The organism is Mesorhizobium sp. WSM4815 (assembly GCF_055811575.1).
Genome location: NZ_JBVVQS010000101.1, coordinates 593756 through 611942 on the forward strand (window position 1 = coordinate 593756; position 18187 = coordinate 611942).

General features: G+C 63.7%; 10 protein-coding genes. 8 read left to right on the forward strand and 2 right to left on the reverse strand.

Going from position 1 to position 18187, the window contains the following annotated elements; all coding sequences use genetic code 11:
* Positions 1-34: 34 nt before the first annotated feature.
* Entirely contained in the window at positions 35-10960 is a 10926-nt protein-coding gene (locus AC0L2B_RS28335) for a LysM peptidoglycan-binding domain-containing protein (RefSeq protein ID WP_473747693.1), read from the forward strand.
* Here AC0L2B_RS28335 and AC0L2B_RS28340 read toward each other — a convergent pair.
* Together AC0L2B_RS28340 and AC0L2B_RS28345 are read right to left on the reverse strand one after the other, a co-directional pair.
* The gene (locus AC0L2B_RS28340; RefSeq protein ID WP_473747694.1) at positions 10933-11895 is read right to left on the reverse strand and encodes a LysR family transcriptional regulator; all 963 of its coding nucleotides are present in this window, start codon (positions 11893-11895) and stop codon (positions 10933-10935) included. The genes AC0L2B_RS28335 and AC0L2B_RS28340 overlap by 28 nt on opposite strands.
* Positions 11896-11934: 39 nt before the next feature.
* Positions 11935-12900: a L,D-transpeptidase gene (locus AC0L2B_RS28345; protein WP_473747695.1), complete on the reverse strand. Its 966-nt coding sequence runs from the start codon at positions 12898-12900 to the stop codon at positions 11935-11937.
* On the opposite strand from AC0L2B_RS28345, the gene AC0L2B_RS28350 reads away from it, so the two are divergent.
* The 7 genes from AC0L2B_RS28350 to AC0L2B_RS28380 are packed head-to-tail and all read left to right on the forward strand — an operon-like array spanning position 12874 to position 18134.
* Complete coding sequence (locus tag AC0L2B_RS28350; RefSeq protein WP_473747696.1) at positions 12874-13524, forward strand: type III secretion protein; 651 nt, start codon at positions 12874-12876, stop codon at positions 13522-13524. The genes AC0L2B_RS28345 and AC0L2B_RS28350 overlap by 27 nt on opposite strands.
* 19 nt (positions 13525-13543) lie before the next feature.
* Positions 13544-14206: a hypothetical protein gene (locus AC0L2B_RS28355; protein WP_473747697.1), complete on the forward strand. Its 663-nt coding sequence runs from the start codon at positions 13544-13546 to the stop codon at positions 14204-14206.
* Positions 14207-14221: 15 nt separating this feature from the next.
* The gene (sctJ, locus tag AC0L2B_RS28360; RefSeq protein WP_473747698.1) at positions 14222-15055 is read left to right on the forward strand and encodes a type III secretion system inner membrane ring lipoprotein SctJ; all 834 of its coding nucleotides are present in this window, start codon (positions 14222-14224) and stop codon (positions 15053-15055) included.
* Between the two features lie 50 nt (positions 15056-15105).
* A complete protein-coding gene (locus AC0L2B_RS28365) occupies positions 15106-15678 on the forward strand; it encodes a SctK family type III secretion system sorting platform protein (protein WP_473747699.1) in 573 nt (190 codons plus the stop codon).
* A gap of 5 nt (positions 15679-15683) precedes the next feature.
* Positions 15684-16304: a type III secretion system stator protein SctL gene (gene sctL / locus AC0L2B_RS28370; RefSeq protein ID WP_473747700.1), complete on the forward strand. Its 621-nt coding sequence runs from the start codon at positions 15684-15686 to the stop codon at positions 16302-16304.
* Positions 16301-17659, forward strand: coding sequence for a FliI/YscN family ATPase (locus AC0L2B_RS28375; RefSeq protein ID WP_473747701.1), 1359 nt, complete (start codon positions 16301-16303; stop codon positions 17657-17659). The genes sctL and AC0L2B_RS28375 overlap by 4 nt, the downstream gene beginning before the upstream one ends.
* The gene (locus AC0L2B_RS28380; RefSeq protein ID WP_473607272.1) at positions 17646-18134 is read left to right on the forward strand and encodes a hypothetical protein; all 489 of its coding nucleotides are present in this window, start codon (positions 17646-17648) and stop codon (positions 18132-18134) included. Before AC0L2B_RS28375 ends, AC0L2B_RS28380 begins: the two co-directional genes overlap by 14 nt.
* Positions 18135-18187 lie beyond the last annotated feature (53 nt).

Below are 18187 nucleotides of genomic sequence, written 5' to 3' on the forward strand. Positions count from 1 at the left end.
GAACCAGGACTGGACCGGCTCCGGAGGTTGTTTGATGATCCGCCCGATTAACACCGTCAAGCCGCCGCCGCCGCCCAGGGTCGATCCAAAGGCCCAAGCCGAGCAGACTACGCGGCTGCAGGCGGAAGCCACGAAATTGCAAAATGAAATCCGGCTCGCCAACAGGATGGGCGAGGTCGACGCGGCCGCGGGCGCCCGCCAGCGGCTGACGCAGGTCAATGCGGAGCTGACGACGGCGCAGCCTACTGCCCCGGCGTCACAACCGACTCCGCCGGCGCAGCCAGGACCGGAGCTGCCTGCCGCGGTCACCGTGGCCACCGGCAATGGCGGCATCACAGCCGCGCCGGCGCTTTTCAGCGTGCAGGATCTCGGCGGCAACGTCGCTCCGCCGGAAGTCAAGGCGCTGGAAGTCAACGCGCCGGACGTCAAGGCGTCAGAAGTCAAGGCGAACGATATCCTCAAGGCGATCGATGGTGGCAAAAGCATCGACAACATCGCCGCCGAGCAGGGCCTGGCTCCCGAGGATGTGGTGGCGGCTCTGAATGCCGGCGGCATGACGGCGGTAGCGACCGAGCATGCCAACGGCGACACCCGCACGGTGGTGATCACTGCCGGAGACCGCACGATCACCGAAAACCAGGATTATCAGCACGGCGGCTACTACACCCAGGAGATCGGTCCCGACATGCAGGCGACGTCATCGCCGATCCGTGACGACCTCGGCCGCAAGGAAACCACCAGTGTCGACGCGCAGACCGGCGCGATCACCACCACGCTGGTGGACGATCTCGGCGACGGCGCGGTCACCGAGCGCACGACCAATCCCCAGACCCGTGAAACCACAACCACCGAAACCAGTGGTGACGGCGCCGTCACCGTCACCAGCAACCTGCCGAATGGGTCGACCGTGCAGACGGTGACCCCCGCCGGCGGCCCCGCATTGCCGGTAACCACGGTTACGGCTCCGGGCGGCGAGGTCACCACCCTGGCGCAAACGCAGACGGCGGACGGCTCGGGCGTGGCGGCGATCGAGGAACAGCTTGCCGCCGGCAAAAGCATTGACGAGATCGCCGAGGCGAGCAATCTCACACCGGAGCAGGTGATCGCCGAAATGAACGCCGCCGGCCTCGAGGTGACGCAGGGCGGTGACCCTGGCGAAACCCTGCAGATCGTCGTCACGGATCCGAATACCGGCAGGACCGCGACCTACAACAACGACTATCAGCATGGTTCGCGCTCGTCGACGATCACCGAGGGAAGCACCGAGACGACCAGCACGGTCGACGGCAACGGCGTGACCACGCAGACCGAGCGCAACACCGAGACCGGCGAGCAGACGACGACCATCATCGACCCCGTCAACAACACCGAGACGACGATTGTCGTCGACAAGGATGGCCGACGCACCGAGACCATCGTCGAGAAGCTGAACGACGGCGAGCCGATCGACTACGAGGTCAAGCCGGGCGACAATCTGAGCGACATCGCCGAGGCCAACGGCGTGACGCTGGACGATCTCGCCGCAAGCAATCCGGAACTGTTCACCACGCCGCGCGACCCCGACCTTATTCATCCAGGCGAGACGGTGGTGATCGACGGCGCCACCAGGACGACCGTCGAGGTGACGTTCAACGGCTACACGGTGACCGAGAATCCGGACGGCACCGTCACGGTCGCCAATCAAGAGCATGGCTACGAGATAGAGGTTGAAGCCGGCAGCCTGGAAGCGGATCTGGCCGAGCTCTTGACGGATGTCAATCCAAACAGCAGCGACCCCCAGGTGGCCCGCGAGGCCGAGACCGTCCTCAACACCCTTGACGGCATCTTCGCCAGCGAGGCCATCCAGCAGGAAGGAGCAGGCCTGGATCTCGAGGCCGTCGAAGGACTGGGAGAAGTGTCGGCCGCAGCCCGCCAGGTGGTCGAGGAACACGGCCCAGGGATCCCGGCCGAACCGGTGATGGATCAGGACGGCGAGGTGCTCGACCTTTATGGCGAGCGTCCCGAAGAGGCTGGTGCCGACTGGGTGCCTATGGACTGGCAGGGCGCGGTGCGCTGGGTCCATCCGGATGTGGCGCAAGCCCTGATGGCGGATTCGGAGACGCTGGCGACGATCAGCGAACTTTCCGCGGTCATCGATGCATCCAATGCGCAGAGCGACGTTTATGCGCTAGACTCGGACCGTGCCGGCGCTCAGGATGCAGCCGAGGATGCGTTGAACGGGGTCCTGAACCCGCACGGCTACGCTATCGATTTCGAGAAACCCAAAGCCACGATCGAGGAAGCCCGGGAGGCGCTGACCGCGGCCCAGACCGTGCTCGACGATGCCACCGAAGTGAGGAGCACCTTCGAGGAAGCGAGTTCGGCGCTCGACGCGGCCATAGAAGCAAATCGCGAACTCGATCCTCTGGTGGCCGCTCCGGATCCCAACGCGCCCGAGGCCACGGCGGAGGATTCAAACATCCACACCGACGTCTACCAGCAGGAGGAATATGCCGGCTCCCGCGCCGAACACGCCGAGGTCGAGGCCTTGTTCGGCGAGTACAACCGCCTGATCGCGGAAGGTGACCTGGGTTCGATCGATCTTGCAATCACCCGTAACGAACAGGCCGGTGTCGATACCCAATCGCCCGATCATCAGAATCTGCTGGGGCTGCGCGACTTGGCGCAGAATCGCGTCGAGCTGGGGCAGACCTACGCGGACTATTTGCGCGCCGAGAGCGACCTGCGCGGCTTTGAAGCCGAGTCGGCTCGAATGATGCGCGAGATGTTCGACGAATGGCTGGAGGACAATTCCAGCGGCGGCGACGACATGTATGCGCGAGCCTATGTGACCGCCGACGGTCAGGCGATGATCGATGTGTATTACGATCGTGGACACTATGTCGAGGAGTACGACATCGACCGCCCGATGTCGCACCACTCTCGGCACGGCCAGTCGATCAGGCTGAGCGTGTTTGATCAAGATCTTAACCCAGAAGTGTCGCGCAATCCGCCGGGGTCGTGGGTCGATGAGTCGCTGAACGAAGCCTGGAACGAACATGTCGCGACCGGCGTCCCTGAAGGTAAATCGCTGAACACCGCCTGGAACGAGCATCCGGAAGGCATTCCCGAAGAGTACGAGATCCACACGCATGGCGAGACGTTCATTGCGGCGCGCGAAAACGCCGCTGCAGATCTGAACGAGCTCATGGCATCGAATGCGGAAACAGCACTCGGGACGTTGAACGAAGGCCTCTCCGCAGTCCGGAGCCAGTTCGAGAGCGATCTCGCCGAGTATGGGCCAGGCACGACCGAATTGCCTGACGGCGCCTTTCCGGACGGCGTCGAACCCGTGAGCGTCGAATGGCAGGGCCAAACCATTATGGTCTCGCCGGAAGTCAAGGAACAGCTGGAAGCCGGCAATCTGGATGCGGTCATCGAGAGCGGGACGCCGATCCAGGTGCAGATAGACGTGACGCCGGATGACGATGAGTACAATCCCGAGAGCCGCTGGGTCACGCCGGAACTAGCGTTGAGCACGCTCGACCTGGCCGCGGTCAACACCGAAATCGGAAATTTGGAGGTGTTCCGCGACCAGATGAACGGAATCGCGGCAGGTCAGCGCGATACCGCCGAGAATACGTACAACTATTACATGCCGAAGACCGTGCTGGACGAGCGCCTGGAAAACGACAAGCAAGACGTGCTGGATGCCGATTTCCAGTCCCAGTTCCAGAGCTACCACCAAAACGGCTTCGACGGCTCCTTCCACACCCGGGAAGGTGATGCGCTTGAACAGACCATTCAGGACTCGCTGGGCCTTGACGCCGAAAACGAGGATCACGCCGATATCCTCGAATCCGTCGCGGAGGGGATTCGCGAGTTTGGTGGTGACGCGCCCGAGGTCTCCGCGATTCCAATATTTTATGTCGACGAGAACGGCACCAGCCAAACGATGCTGTTCGGCGTTCGCAATGACGAGGGCGAGATCGGTTATGTAGATATAACGGGCAAGCGCTACGCGGATATAGAGGACTTCCGCCACAACAACGAGCAGTTCAGCGACGACGGGCGGATTGTCTACGCCAAGAACCTGGACATGACGCCGGGCGAGGACGGCCGGATCGAGATCGACGCCCAGCAGGCCCGCGTACTCTCGGCTTGGGAATCCACGATCGATCCGATCGTGGGTATCGGGACCGGCGTCGCGACCATCCTGTCCTTCACGCCGGCCGCGCCGATCGCAGCGCCGATTGCCCTGGCGGGCGCCGCCTACCTCGGCACGCGCGCGGTCTTCAACCAGCATGAACATATCAGCCGCGGCGGCGAGTGGACCGACACGCAGTCGATCATGAACGTCGTGAGCATTGCAACGACCGTCTTGCCGCTAGGCTCGAGCGCCATGCGCCTGGGCGGGCTTGTCCGGGCAGGCGTTCCGCGCGGAACCGCCTTCATGGCGAGCATTGGAGGGACCAGGACGACCAACGACTATGCCAACCACATCGCCCGATACATGCGGTCGGGAGCCACCTCCAACCGCATTGCCTACGGTATCGACGCAACAACAGTGGCCGCCGCTGTGCCGCTGGTCGGCGTTTCCGGTTACGACATGGTCGTCAATGGCGGCGACATGAACGGGCTTCAGCTCGCCAGTGCCATGATCAATTTCGGCGCAGGCGCATTCGGCACCGGCATGGGCATCAGGGGGCTATCGGTCCGGCCGGGATCCGGACAGACAGGCACCGGCACCCACGGCCAGAACCCACAGCAGGGTGCCGACGGCCCCGTGCCGGATGGCGTAGTCCCGCCGCCGGGCAACACGACGGGGCGGCTCGCGATCGCCGCCGGAGACAGTGGCCGGCCGATGGTGATCCACGAGCAGGGTCCCGACGGGGTTTACCGGCCCACGGACAAGATAGCTTTCCACGATGCCCATCACCCGGTGATCGAAGGAACGGTGACGAACGTCCACGATGAAGGGCCGAGCGCCCCGGGCGAGCGCGGCGATCCCGAGAATGCCACCGATCGAGGCGCCCATGAAGCGCGTGAGCAGAACGCCACCCGGCCGGCGGATAGCGATCCCATCGTCGTGCCGAACGAGTCGACGGCAACGGATGGTCCGATGCGCCTCGTCTGGGATCCGCAGACGCGCAGCTTCACCGGCATGCCTGAGCCGGATACCAGCGGCTATGCCTACAGCAGCGGCAAGGACCCCAAGACACCATCCGCCTATCTCGACGGGCTGACCAGCGAACAGTTGCTGGCCAGGTACGAGGCAGAAAAGAGCTACTATTCGAGCCGCGAGTTGGCCGAGCGCTACGGACCGGATGGCGTGCAGATACCACGCACACCGCTGCGCGACATACTGCCCGACTTCCGCATCGGCGTCACGATACGGACGCGCTTAAATACCGGCGAGTACTTCGACATCGGCTCGCCGACGGTGGCGGCCGCAGGCGTCGGTATTGGGACCAAGACCGATTTCGGCATGATCGGGTGGTCGGTCGTCGACAGCATCAGCCAGCGCAGCATGACGCCGTTCAAGGATGCGCTCTACACTCACGGCGTCGTCTCCTACCGGGCGCGGGAATACAGGAACATCACCGGCCTTCAGGCCGGCGTCTGGCCAGTGTCCAACCAGACGGCTTTGCCGGTTCGCGGCAGCGATCTTTCGGCAGCGGCAAGCAAGGCGATATTCAACGATGCGACCGGCTACAACGTCACGCCGCTGGATGCCGCCATCGTCGGGATGACGCCGGATGGCGAAAGCACTGTGATCGAAATGACCTATACGCCTTCGCTCGAGGCTAAGGACGCCACGCTCGTTGCTGGCCAGCACGATTTCTTTGGCGTGCCGGCGGAAAACAACACCGGCCACGTCGAGCTGGAGGGGGCGCTTCCGTTCGACCGCGTCATGACTGAATTCAAGGCCGGGCTGCGGCTGCCGATCGTGGCCAACCATGTCGGGGCAGTCGACCAGATGCCACGCCTCGGCTTCGAGAAGCGCCCGGAACTGCCTGTCAAGGACACGCTCCAGCCGGGCGACATCGTGTCGACGCAGACCTACGACCAGATCCAGTCCGCTCTCGGCTCGACAAACCTGAAGATCCAGTTCGCGGTCAAGGATCCGGCCAAGGCGTCAGAGCTCATCGCGGCGATCGGACAAGGCGATGGCATCGCCTCAATCCGTGACCTCGTCAAGTCTGGTCAGATCGATCCGTCGAACACAGTTTCCTTTGTCGATGAACCGACGCTAAGCGGGTTGCGGCTTTCGGCCGTGCCGGGCAAAGCGCCGACGGCGGACATCGTTCTGCTGACCGGTGAGAAGGCGCGCGTTGCAAACCCCGAGGCAATGCTGATCGACGTCATCTTCAACGATCGCAACAGGCTTCCCGGCATGCTCGGCCTCAACCCCGACCGGATGGCAACGTCGGCGGCCTACAAGGTGAAATCGACGGTGCAGTCGTGGCTCCCAGCGCGTTTCACGCCTGAGGGGACGCCGCAGTCCCGTTACATGCCGAGCGCCGGCAACATCTATCGGAACCTGTATGGCGCTGATGGCACGCCGGCGACACGCTACACGCTTTCACTGTCGACGCCGCCTCTGCCAGCCGGGGCGGTGGCTTTCAGCGCCGAGGTGAGAATCCAGTACAAGTCCAACGCAGCCAAGGTCGCTCCTTCAATCGCCAGGAATGAAACCGCGACGCTGGCCTTCGATCGAGCCGATGGCCGGAATGAATCGCTGACGGTCCCGGCCTGGCTTGCTCGCGCCGTGGAAACTTCGCGCGACGGCGCCGCGACCGGCATTCCGAAAGGTGGCAAGGCCTCCCTCGATCAGTTCCTCTCCGAGTTGGGGACGACGGCAAGACCCGACCAGCGCGCGGCGATCGAGCAATTCCGGACGGAATTCGGCCCGTCGATCGTCGATGGCGGCTTCATGCGCCAGAAGGTTGCCGACGGGGTGCTGACGTTCCTCTCCTCGCAGGTCGGCAGTCGCCGAAGCGGACCGATGCAGCTAAGGGATGAAAACGGGCAGTCGGTGACGGCAACCCGCTACGGGCCGCTGCCGCCGAGTGCGGAGAATGTCTATGTGCCGCCGGCCGATGGTCCGAGCGCGCGCGGCGACGAACCGGAGTTGATGCATAAATCACATATCCTGTTCCGGGATCCCGAAACCGGAGAGCCCTATGTCCTGCCATGGACGCGCGGCGCTTCCCAGGACCATGTCCCGGGCGGTCCGGGACGGCCGGAGGGAGATGCCGTGCCGCCGCAGGCAACGCCAGCCAGGAAGGCGATCGAGGCTGCCCCGCCAACGACCCACTCGCTTCAGCAGGTCCGCAACATGCAGCAGCCTGAAAAGTGGAAAGCCGGCGAGATCTACACGCGCGAACTCAACGGTTCGGACGGCCAGGTCTATTTCCCGGTCGCCGCCGATCCCACAGGGGTTCACCCGGTCTTCGGTGAAGGGGGACGCTACGTGGATGCGCCGGTGTTCAAGAGCCAGGACAACATCGAGGCAATCGAGGTCAAGACCTACAATCGCTGGACGACCATCGACGGTGACGCCCAGACGCGCGAGGTGCCGCTGACGCCAACGCTGCAGGAGCAGATCAACAAGGATGTGGCGCTGCGCAACGCGAATCCGGGCTACCAGCCTCGCTGGGTTTTCATCGATGCGCCGCCTTCCGCGCAATTGCAGCGAGCGCTCGACGATGCGGCGATTATCGGCAACATTTTCGGACAAAAAAGTCCAGCCGCCGGCACGCCGCAACCCCAACCGGCATCAACCGAGATCGCATCGGGCCCGACCGTGCGGCTTCAGGGCGAAAACGGCGAGGTGATCGTCGCGGCAGTGCTGGGCACGCCGCCCAACGGCCCGGAACAGGTGTATGTGCCGCCTGCGGATGGTCCGAGCGCGCGCGGCGACGAACCGAAGTTGATGCATAAATCGCATATCCTGGTCCGGGATCCCGAAACCGGAGAGCCCTATGTCCTGCCATGGACGCGCGGCGCTTCCGATGACCATGTCCCGGGCAGCCTTGGGCGTCCCGAGGATGGCAATCCGCCCGTCGAAGGCGCCGGCGACCCCGCAAGGCCCTTGCGCGGCAATGTCGGCCCCTATGTTTTCCGCGCTGATACACGCGCGCCGAACGAGATCAGGGATGCGGGCGGCTTCTTGCCGCCGCCGCCGACCGGAATCTGGGCGGACAATCCGCAAGGCATCGACCTGAGCAACTATGTGCTGGGCAATACCCATGGCCGTTTCGTCGGCACCAGCCACTCGATCTCGGGGGCCAAGGCTTTCGTTTCGCAAGAGTCACGAGCGGCGCAGCAGCAGGGCCATACCTATCTCTACACGCTCAATCCGAGCAGGCCGCGCCTCCACGTCCCGACCGAGTTCGAGGCGATGGGCCGGCCGGTCAGCGACAGCATGGCCCGCGTCGACGAGACTGCTATCGACGGCAGCATACCATGGAACGAGATCCATGGCTGGCGGATGATGGATGCGGACGGCGATTTCGTCGGTGAGTTCACGCGCAATGGGGATGCCGTCGCGCCTGGCGGATCGACGCAGAAACGCCCGCAGGTGATCTTGCGGCCGGCCGACGAGTTCTGGGATGCGCCAGCGCAGGCCGAAGCGCCGCCGCCGCCGCCGGTGGCCGAGGTCGTCGCCAACGAAGCCCCAACCGTGGCTGGCGAAACGCTGCCGACAGACAATAGTGCTGCCGAAACGCCGGCCGCGACATGGCCGCCGGCGCCTGACCGGGGCAGGGTGGTTTTTGACCCTGCCAGCGGAAAGATCATCAGCCTTGAGCTTCCGGCGAGTTCCGCAGCGGAGCCGGGATTTGCCGCGCCCGTGCGAGCGCCGACCGGGCCGGAGGTCAGGGCGCTTGCCGCCGATCAGACTTCCGTATTGACCGCCACGCAATTGCACGCCATCAAGCCGGAGCAGATCGCCAAGCTGGCGCCTGAGCAGGTGGCTGCACTGAGCGCCGAGCAGGTCCGGCAGCTGACGTTCGATCAACTTGCCGCACTTCGGCCGACGCAGTTGCGGGCGCTGGGTGGCGAACAGCTCCAGGCGATCAGGCCAAGCAAATTGCAGGCTGTTGCCCCTGGCCGGATCACCGGCTTGCGGCCGGATCAGGTCGCGGCCTTCTCGCAAGAGCAACTCGCCGGATTGACCATCGAGCAGGTGCGCAAGCTGACGCCCGACCAGATCGCCAAGCTCAGTGACGAGCAGCGCAACGCCCTTACACCGGAACAGGTCGCCGCCATGCGGCCCGCCCAATTCAGCCATCTCAACGCCACCCAGTTCGCGGCGCTGGACCCAGCTCTCCTCGCGGCACGTAATCCTGCGACAATGGCAAAGCTGTCGTCACGCCACATCGCAGCAATGACGCGGGAGCAGCTTGACGCCCTGACCATTCACCAGATCGAGGCGCTGACGAAACAACAGATAGCGGCACTGACGCCGAAGCAGCTTGGCGAACTGAGCCCCTCCCAGTTGCGCAAGTTCACGCCGAGGCAGTTTACCTGGATGTCGACGGAGCAAACGAACGCGCTATCCGTGCTGCAGTTGAACACCTATCGGGCGACCCACAAGAAGGTCATGACGCCGGATCAAGCTGCTGCCGTCGATCTGGCGCTGACCGTCGCCCGCCTCAAGGAGAACGCGCAGCTGGTCGCGACATTCGGCTCGATGGCCGCCTCCTCCAGCACGGTATGGCAGATCCTGCCACCGCATTGGGCCGCGACAGCCGCGGGCGTTGCGCTCGGCGTGCGCGGCGTCGTCTTCAGCGCGCAATCGGCTTTTCCGAACGCCACGGCAAATCACAAGCCGCTCGGACGCACCCTCAATGCTGTGAGCGGGGCGTCGTTCATCTTCTCGTCTCCAGGCTCGGCCGCCGGCATGCTGAGCGGCGACAAGGTCTGGTTGAACGGCTCCTTCACGCTGGGCAATGTGATCTACGGCACGAAATCCGCGCTGCAGTCGGTCGCCGGACGGCCGGTGTTGCGCAATGTGGCCGAGCATCTGGGCGGTCCCACTTATGTGTTTGGTTCCGTTCTCTATACGGCACAGAACCTGGACTCGCCACTGGCCGCGACGGCGGGCGTCTTGTTCACCGTCGGCAGCGCCGAGTTCTGGGCATCGGCCGCGCGCACGGATCTGCTCAATCGCCGGGCCGCGCCAAGGACGCCAGAGCAGATCGACGCCCGCGCAAAGTCCGACGCGCGCTGGGGAATCGCCGATCGCGTCGCGCTTGGCGTGACCTTCGGCGTCGGCATGCTGCTGTTTGCCTGGGATACGCTGGACGACCAGCCATGGAACAACACCGGCAAGACGCCGCCAACCGACCCCGCGCCGGGTAACGATCCTTCCGGTGTCGACGGCGCGCCTCCGGACGAACAGACCCCGCCGGGCGACACACCTTCCGGCGTCGACGGCAGCCCACCGGACGAACAGACCGCGCCGGGCGCGCCGCCGGACGAACAGACCGAGCAGCCTGATCCCGGGACGCAAACCCCGCCGCAGGACTTCCCGCAACTCGCCGTGCTGGCCGATGACGGCCTGAACTTGCGGACCCAGCCTGACGTGGATTCGACCGTGGTGACGGTTCTGCAACCCGGGACATTCGTCGAGCAGACCGCGAAGCCTTCGACCGATCAGTCAGGCGAGGCCTGGATACCGGTCGAAGGTTTCGGGCCGGACGGCGAAATGCATAGCGGCTGGGTTTCCGGCGACCATGTCGAGGCGCATCCCGACGGCAGCAGCAATCCTGCGGGCCGCACCAATCCAACGCTGGAGCAAGACGGCTACCAGTGGGTCGAGGTCAAGAACGGCGACAGCATTCGCCTGATCGCCAGGACCCATTCCGCGGACGTGGCCGAGACGGTGGTGCTCAACATGGATCATATAATGAGCCCGGATGTGATCTTCTCGGGCGACCGCATCTACCTGCCGGCCACCTTGGTCGGCTGAGAAACCGCGGGCCTGAGCTTGTCGGTTCTCGCAGCATAGGCATGCGCAACGCAGCCGGCCAGCTTTGCCGCCCGCTCCGCTATCGGATTGGAGGGTTCGGAAGAGTAGGAGGCGGTAAACTGCAGGTCGGACGGGTGCCATTCGCATTCGATGATGCGCAGTTTTCCGCTTGCGAGATAGTCCTGGACGACGCCCTCGGGCAGCGAGGCTATGCCGATTCCGTTGAGCGTCATGGTGATCGAAGCGGCCAGCGAGTTGGCCGGAAAGATGCGCGGCGTCTCCTCGAATTCGCCGGTGAGCTTGCGGTAGAGTTCGCTGTAGGGTCGCGTGGTGCGGGCGTAGCTGATGATCGGAAACTGCATCAGGTCGTTCAGCGTCACCTTGCGCCGGTTGGGCAATTCCAATTGCGGCGAGCAGACCCAGACAAGCGGGAAGGACGGCATCTCGATATTCTCGATGCTGTACTCCAGGACAGGGCCCATCAGCACCGCAAGATCGAGCCGGTGTGACATGAGTTCGTTGCGAAGGGTCGTCGTCGCATCGACGACGATGTCGGTATCGACAAGCGGAAAGTTTGCCTTCAGTGCCGTGAGGAAATCCGGCAGCCAGGTGTGCACGATCGTTTCGGCGACCCCAAGCCTCAGCACCCTCGTCGTCTCTGAAGTCTCTGAAAGAGAGCTGGCCATCAGTTGCAGCCGCTCCGCGACGCGCAGAACCCGTTGGGCAGGCGGCAGCAGCCTTTGTCCCTCGGCGGTCAGCCTGACCGTGCTGCTCTGCCGCTCGAACAGCTTGGCGCCAAGCGCCTCCTCCAGCCCGGCAATTCGGGTGGACACCGCCGGCTGCGTGGTGTTCAGGCGTTCCGCCGCCCTGCGAAAGCTTCCGAACGTCGCCACCAGGAGAAAGGTTTCGAGCTGCTTGATGTTGAAAGGTATCACGACTGCGAATCACTCATTTGCGGCTTTCGGGAACGGCCATCAATGCCGCACAATGATCTGGCTGCCGATCTTCACGCGGTCATAAAGATCGATGACGTCGTCATTGGTCATGCGAATGCAACCGGAGGAGTTGGCCTGTCCGACGGTCCATGGCTGGTTGGTGCCGTGGACGCGATAAAGCGTGTTGCCGATATACAATGCGCGCGCGCCCAATGGATTGTTCGGTCCTCCCTCGACATGGGCAGGCAGGAAGCGGCCATTTGACGCTTCCCTGGATCGCATTTCGGCCGGCGGCCGCCAATCTGGCCAGGTCTTCTTGGCCGAAATCGTATCGCGGCCGGACCATTCCAATCCCTCCTTTCCAACGCCCACCGCGTATCGCAGCGCCCTGCCGTTGCCCAAAATGTAGTAAAGCCGCCGCTGCGTGGTGTCGATAACGATCGATCCTTTCGGTTGAGCCTCGCTGAAATGCACGATCTCCCTGGGGGTTGCCGACCGGTCGCTCCGGGTTTCTCCATCGGAAGTCTGGTCGGGTGCGGAAGGGGAGACCAGCACATTTCTTGCCGGATCGTAAGTCCAGCTTCGTGGGTCATAACCGCTATTCGATTGTGCCTGCGCCGGCGCCATCGCGGCAATCGATAGGGCAGCGATCAGAAATGCACGCAACCTCTGGTTAAGGCGCGGGGCGACCCGGGCTTTGCGTCCCGCAACCTTGACGGGAACAGGCAGGTTCGCAAGCAGGATCATGATTGCCGCCAAGACCGATCTCTTCTGCATCCAGGCGTCCATCTGGCGATCACCTGATTCCAGCGCGCACCATATCGCTTTGCAGGCGGTTCGCAACATTTGGCACCAAACGCTCGTGCGCAATCCAATTGGACTTCCAATTCTGCAATGTGCACGATAGAGTGAATCGGCGGGAAAACCATGAAACCAGCGACGCGGGCATCGCTCGTGCGTCCCTTTGCGATAGGACCAATGTTGACGGGACGCGACACCTGCCATGCGGATCGGTTCTCGGGAACCAGGGCTGCTTTCGCCGCCTGCGGTCTTGCGATGATCCTGGCGTTCGGCCCTGCCTCGTCGCCGGCCAACGCCGCCGAACCGCGCTGGCCCGCCGGCCCATACAAATACATCACCGTCGATCAGTCGGTGACCGACGCGCTGGTCGAACTGGGCCGCAACATGCGGGTGCCCATGCGTGTCAGCAAACTCGTAAAGGGGCGTTTGAGCGCCGGCATGCCGGTTGGGACGGCGCGCGAGTTCCTGCAGGAGATTTGCGATCGATACGGGCTGGTCTGGCATTTCGATGGCATCGTCATGAACGTCGCGACCGAAGCCGAGGTCCGGACGGAAATGATCGCGCTTGATGCCAACACGGCTGCCGGTGCGGAAGATCGGCTTTCGCGGCTGGGCGTCATCGACCCGAAGTTTCCGATCAAGGTGTCCAGGCAGGACGATGTTGTCTCGGTATCGGGGCCGCCGTCCTATGTTGAACTTGTCAGGAAAACACTGGGAGTTCCTGCGGCGCCGAGCACGAAGCAGGATGTTGGCAAAGTTGTGCCGGTCCGCGTTTTCCGCGGTAGGCAGGCGGAGGCGCAGAATGTTCCCTCCGGCAAACCGAACTAAGCAAGCAGGAGGCAGGTTCATGCAAATCGCGCCGATTGGAGCCCTGGAAGCCACACTGGCGAACTTGACCACCAGCATGGCTTCGCAGCAGCAGATCACCGCCGGCGCGACAGCGCAGCCGGGTAACCGGATGGTGGGTGCCAATCAGGAAAAACAGGATGCCGCGAAGGTCAGTATGCCTGAACGCGGTGATGTCGCCGCGCGGGCAGGCCAGCAGGTGGCGCAGTCGTCTTCGGGAGCCAATCCGGCGATGGCCGGACAATCGTCCAAACTGGAAAAGACCGAGCCGATCGCCGAACACAAGCTGTTCGACTATCTGGCCGAGGTGGAGAAGGCTGGGGGCGGGGCGCTCACGGATCCGTCTGCATTGTTCGGTTCTGCGGTTCAGTCGCTGGAAGGGACCATGCAGCAGGTCCAGAGGGCCCTTGGCCAGGCAAATGCCCCCCAGGCAAACGCCCTTGTGAGTGCTGAGACGGCCGCCATGCAGGATGGCGCCGGCAAGACCGCCCCGTCAGACAAGGCCCCGTCAGGCAAGGAAGACGAAAACGCCACCGCAAAAAATGCCGAGCAACTGCTCGAACGATCCATTTCGGTGATGTGGGCAGCCGCCAATCTCGAAGTGGTCACGAGCAGCGTAACGGCCGTTACGTCGTCCACCAGCACTCTGATCAAGCAACAGTAAGCCTACGGAGTGTTCGTGCACACGATAACCTTGCCGCGGCGGTCGACACTATTGAATCGATGCGGCGTCCGGTGCCGCGTCGCGCTCGTCGTGGTGAGCATGCTTGTGCTCCAGGCGTGCTCGGTTGAGCTGTATTCCGACCTCAACCAGCGGCAGGCCAACGAGATCGTGGCCACGCTGATGCGTCATGGCATCCCGGCCCAACGCGAGGCGGGCAAGGACGGCAAAATGACGGTTTCCGTACAGAAGGACCGTTTCGCCGAAGCCATGGCGATTCTCGACGAAAGCGGGTTGCCCAAACAGGAATTCCAGACGCTCGGCGAGGTGTTCAAGCGCGACGGGCTGGTATCCTCGCCGGTCGAAGAGCGCGCGACGATGATTTATGGCCTGAGCCAGGAACTGTCGCAGACGATTTCGGACATCGACGGCGTGCTTTCCGCGCGCGTTCATCTCGTCCTGCCCGAAAACGATCCGCTGAGACAGCGGCTGGTCCCATCGTCCGCTTCCGTTTTCATCCGGCATCGCGCATCCGTTCCGATGAATGAGCTGATCCCTCAGGTCAAGATGCTGGTGGCCAAAGGCATCGCCGGGCTGACTTATGACAATGTATCCGTCACGCTCATTCCGGTGACCGCGGCAGTTCCCGAGCACGCAACCGGCGAGCCAGGTTTCACGACGTTCCTCGGCCTCTGGCTGCATCCCGACAGCGTCGCCGCCGCGATGTGGCTGTTTTACGGCATGATGGTGGCTATAGCGGCGCTGGCTGCCCGCCTGGCTTACGTCCAGTGGGTTCGACGACCCGGTGTTTATGCGCTCGACGCTTCGGCAATGCCGGTGAAGAAGACATGACCCAAACCGGCTCGAAGCGAACTGCCAGCAGCCCGGAATGGCAGACATTCATGTCCAATCCCGCATTCTATGCGGATGCGGCCCGGCTGGCGCAATGCTTTGGCGGCACGATCGGCGAGGTTGCCTGCGAGCGTATGTTGCGGTCGCAGCGCCTGCATCAGCGATTGTCAGTGCTTCTGCTCGACCGTTACGGCCTCAGCGGCGCCGTCTCCAACCAACCAGCCGATGAGACAGACCTGGCGATTGCCTTGTCGTCGGGTGAGGAGTTGGAGGAACTTGCGCTTCGCGCCGGCGCGATCTACTGGGCCGGCAGTCTGGCCGCCGTCATTGATGGACGCCAAGCCGCCGCGTTGCAGGCAGCGCTCGGCGCGGAAATCTGCGCTTTCGCAGTCGCCAACCGCGATCTGGCCGGTCCAATGCAGCCGTTGGAGCCCCTGGATGACATTGATCGTCGTGTCCATGCCGACGGCCTGCGTTGCCTTGGCGCCTGGTGTCAGGCGCTGCCGGGCGAAACGAGCATGCGGGTCCGTCTCAAGCTGATGCCGCATGCGCTTGTCGACCAGCCGACAGCCGAACCGTTTGCCGAAGCTGGTCCGGCGATCGTTCGACGGGCGATGGGTTAGGCGATATGGTCGAACCGGACAAAGTGACCACTGCCGTGCCGAGGCGCCCCGGCGCCCGCATCCTGCGCGCTGCCGAGGCGCGCGCCTGGCAGGATGGGCACGCTTTTCTCGACGAAGCCAGGCGTGATGCGCAGCAGTTGCGTGACGCCGCTCGGCGAGCCTATGCGGCCGAATATGCGCAGGGTTATGAAGATGGCAAGGCGCAAGGCGACGCGGATGCCGCGCGTTTGGTGAGCGAGACCGCGGTCAAGGTCGATCGCTATCTCGGTGGGCTGGAAGCCGAAATCATCAATCTGGCTCTCGATGTGGTCAGGCGCGTGCTGGGAGATTTCGACGCGAGCATGCTGGTCGCCAAGGCGGCCGCGCAGGCCGTCACTGACATTCGCCGCGCCAAATATCTAAAAGTCCGACTTCATCCTGCTTCCGTCAACAGGGTTCGCGACGAACTGAACGCGGTCCTGCGCGAGAGTGAGTTGGGCATGGCGATCGAGATCGACGCCGACGATACGCTGGCGACGGGCGCCTGCATCCTCTCGACCGACATTGCCGTCATCGACGCCAGCATCGAGGCACAGCTCAACGCCATTGCCGCTGCGATTTCATCAAAGGCCGAGGCGGCGGCATGACAAGTCCCGCCACCAGGCTCGAGAGCCGCCTCGCATCGATCGTTCCGAACCTGCGTTCTGGCCTGCGTGAAGATGCCAGTCGGCCCAGGAAAGGGCGTGTACGGCGGGTCACCGGCACGGTCATTCACGCGACGGTGGAGGAGGTTCGGATCGGCGAGATCTGCGAACTCGTCGATCCCAGGACCGGCACGGCGACCAAGGCGGAAGTCGTTGGGCTCATGGACGAGATGGCGATCCTTGTGCCGCTTGGCGATCTCACCGGCCTTTCAAGCCTCACCGAGGTCATTGCGACCGGAAAGACCCAGACGGTGTCCGTCGGGCCCGGCCTGCTTGGTCGGGTGATCAGCGCGTTCGGCGAGCCGTTGGATGGCAAGCCGCTTGCGCCGGATGGCATTACCGGCAGCTATCCCGTCAACGCCTATCCGCCGTCGCCGCTGGAGCGCAGTTTGATTTCCGAGCCTATCCAGCTCGGAATCCGCGCCCTCGATGGGCTTCTCACCTGCGCGCGTGGGCAGCGCGTCGGCATCTTCGGCGAGCCTGGCGTCGGCAAGTCGATCCTGCTTTCGGATATCGTCAGCGGCACCGACGCAGATGTTGCCGTGGTTGCGCTTGTCGGCGAACGCGGACGTGAAGTGCGCGAATTCATCGAGCATCAGCTTGGGCCGGAAGGGCTGGCGCGCGCAGTCATCGTTGTCGCGACGTCCGACCGGCCGGCGATCGAGCGCGTCAAGGCCGCCTATGTGGCAACCAGCATTGCCGAATATTTTCGCGACCAGGGCAAGCATGTGCTGCTGACAATGGACAACATCACGCGGTTTGCCCGTGCGCAGCGCGAGATTGGCCTCGCTTCAGGCGAGCCGCCGACGCGTCGCGGTTTTCCGTCTTCGCTTTTTGCTGTTCTGCCCCGATTGCTCGAGCGCTCAGGGCCTGGCCGCGTCGGCTCGATTACAAGCCTCTACAGCGTTCTTCTCGAGGGCGATGGCACGCTGGACCCGGTTGCCGAAGAAATCCAGGCGCTTCTCGACGGCCACGTCTTTTTGTCGAACGAGCTTGCGCAGCGCAACCATTTCCCGGCCGTCGATGTGCTGCGCAGCCGCAGTCGCCTCATGGACACGGTGGTGCCGGCGGAACATCGGTCGGACGCCGGCCGCTTGCGGGAGCTGCTCGCCCGCTACGCCGACGTCGAATTGCTGCTGCGCGTCGGCGAATACGAAAAGGGCAGCGATGCGGTGGCGGACGAGGCGGTGGCGAAGATCGACGCCATCAACGCCTTCCTGCGACAGCCGTCCGCCACCCACGAGACAATCGAGCAGACACGCGAACGCATGCGGGGGATCGTCAATGAAAGATCGTGACACGATCGCACGATTGCGCGACCTCAGGCGCCACGGTGAACAGCGCGCAAACGAATTGGTCATAAGGCGATACGCCGCTGCGCAGCGGGCCGCCGGGGCGGTTCGGGAGGCGGCCGCCGCGGTCAGCGAACACCTGCAGCACACAGCCGACGCTGAGGATGCAGCATTCGCTTCGCTTGTCGGGCAACCGGTGAAGGCCGCCAGCCTTTACCGGCTTCAGGGACAGTTCGAGAATGCCGCCAGGCAAACCGAAAAACTTCGGGAAAACGAGAAAATGGCCGGCGTCACCGAGCAGCGACGCAAAACAGAGCTGTCGGCCGCCCGCAACGATCATCGCGCCAGCATGAAGGCGGTGACGAAGCTGGACGGGCTTTTGGAGTATCTGGCCAAACGCACTGCGCGCCGCAGCCTGGCGCTTGCCGAGCTTTCCGAGGAAGACGAGTGCAGTCCACTGCGCTTGCCCACAGAACGATAGTCCAATCCGTGATCGTGAATATGGAAGTGTGATGCCTCAGGCCTTGGCGTCGG